Raw genomic sequence first — 1,792 nt, forward strand, 5'->3', positions numbered from 1 at the left:
CGGCTTGGGCGCGCTCACGGGGAAACGTCTCGAGGTGCGTGACCACCGCCTGCACGGTGCGCAGCTGACTGAGCACGTCGTCGCAGCCGAAGACCTCGCGCACGTAGGCCACGACGTCGTCGCCTAGGCGCTCGGCCCGGTCGATCCAGAAGCTCTGGCTGCGATAGCGCAACGGGCTACGGTGATCGGGTAAGTACTGATCGTAGACCTCGGGCGGAACGGGCTTGTTGCGCTGGTGAGTGGCCACGCGGGTGTCCTCCCAGTACACCGCAATGGTCTTCGGCGTGGCTTGCACCCACACCCGCTTCCCCATGAGCCGCCACGGCACCGGATACAGCCGCCGCTCGAACTCGATCTGTGAGTCGGTGTGCACCGTGACCGGCTTCCACTGCACGCACTCGAAGGGCGTGGGCGGCAGGGCCCGCAGGTGTGCGCGCTCGATCTCGAACCGCTCGAGGGGCCGTTGGTGGGTAGTGCCGTGCAGCCGCTGCCCGGCGATCTCTGCGGTCCACGCGTCCAGACGGCGATTAGCGTCGTGGATGTCGGCGAAGTCCCGCGGGGCAAAGAAATTTCGCTTCACATATTTCACGCCAGACTCCACCGCACCTTTCTTTTCTGGGCTGTACGGCGGCGCCGGATCGATCTTGAAGCCGTAGTGGCGGGCCAGCTCACGGTAGCTGCGATTGAGCGCCGGCTGCTCGGCGAAACCGAACGCCGCGCGCACCACCGCGGCTTTGAGATTGTCGGGGACCACGGTCGCGACCACGCCACCGAAGTGTGCGAAGGCCTCAACGTGCAGCGCCATCCAGGTCGGCACGCGCTGGTCGAAGACCACGCGCGCGAACAGGTGGCGGCTATAGGTCAGCACCATCACAAACACCCACGCCTTACGCAGCACGCCGTGCGCGGGATCGTAGAGTTTGCCGACGTAGCCGAAGTCGACCTGTGCAATCTCGCCCGGCGCGCTGACCACGGGGATGGCGATGTCCGTGGCTTCGACCGGCGTATCACCGCGCAGCCGCGCGTACAGGCGCTTGATCGCCGACAGGCTGCCGGCGAACTCCTTGTGCTCCAAGCGCAAACAATCGTAGATCGCTTGCGGGGTCGCCTCCTTGGCCATCATGGCTTGCACCGTCTCGCTCCAGCGCTCGACCGACGAGGTCTGCTGCGGCGTCCGTTTCTCCCCCACGTGCTTGGCCACTGCCGCCCGCAGCTCCGCGAGCTCGGGCAGCGCATCGGCCGCTCCCGCCAACAGGCCCTCGTCGGCGAGGATCTCCCGGTACTGCCGTTCGGTGTTCGGGCTGATCCCCAACAGCCGGGCAACCTCTCGACACCCCGTTCCCATTCGGTGCAAGCGCACCAACTCCTGTAACTGGTCCATCTCCGTTCTCGTCTGACTCACTGCGTCCTCCTGTGACACGAAATCTCCGAAGGATCGCAGATACACCTCCGCCGTTGCGACCGAGCCGGGGTGCGCCCCCACCCGCTCGCGGTCAGTTTGGCCGAGCTGAATTGTGGTCAGCTTGGCCGATCTCTATGTGGTCAGTTTCGCCGAGCCAGCCGTGGTCAGTTTGGCCGATCTCGCCGTGGTCAGCATGGCCGAACTCATCGCGGTCAGTTTCGGTGAACTCACCGCGGTCTTATAGCCCGGTCTCTTACAGTCCACGCCGCCGGATGACGGAAAAACCCTTTTACGTTAGCGGGAAAGAGAACCGGAATGCTTGCCGGAACGTATTCGAAGAAGGAGTTATGACATGGCGAAAAGACGGTGGGCGTTGACAGTGTTCTTTAT

The 1,792-nt window shown here is 64.4% G+C and carries 2 protein-coding genes; one reads left to right on the forward strand and one right to left on the reverse strand.

Going from position 1 to position 1,792, the window contains the following annotated elements; all coding sequences use genetic code 11:
* A partial coding sequence (istA, locus tag WB402_RS11310) for an IS21 family transposase (RefSeq protein WP_424207909.1) occupies positions 1 to 1,381 on the reverse strand: 1,381 nt, incomplete at its 3' end.
* A gap of 142 nt (positions 1,382 to 1,523) precedes the next feature.
* Between istA and WB402_RS11315 the strand changes: the two genes are divergently transcribed.
* Positions 1,524 to 1,646: a hypothetical protein gene (locus WB402_RS11315; protein WP_424207911.1), complete on the forward strand. Its 123-nt coding sequence runs from the start codon at positions 1,524 to 1,526 to the stop codon at positions 1,644 to 1,646.
* The last annotated feature ends 146 nt before the right edge of the window (positions 1,647 to 1,792 follow it).

Origin of the sequence: Sulfuricaulis sp. (assembly GCF_049587675.1) — a bacterium.
Lineage (GTDB): Bacteria > Pseudomonadota > Gammaproteobacteria > Acidiferrobacterales > Sulfurifustaceae > Sulfuricaulis.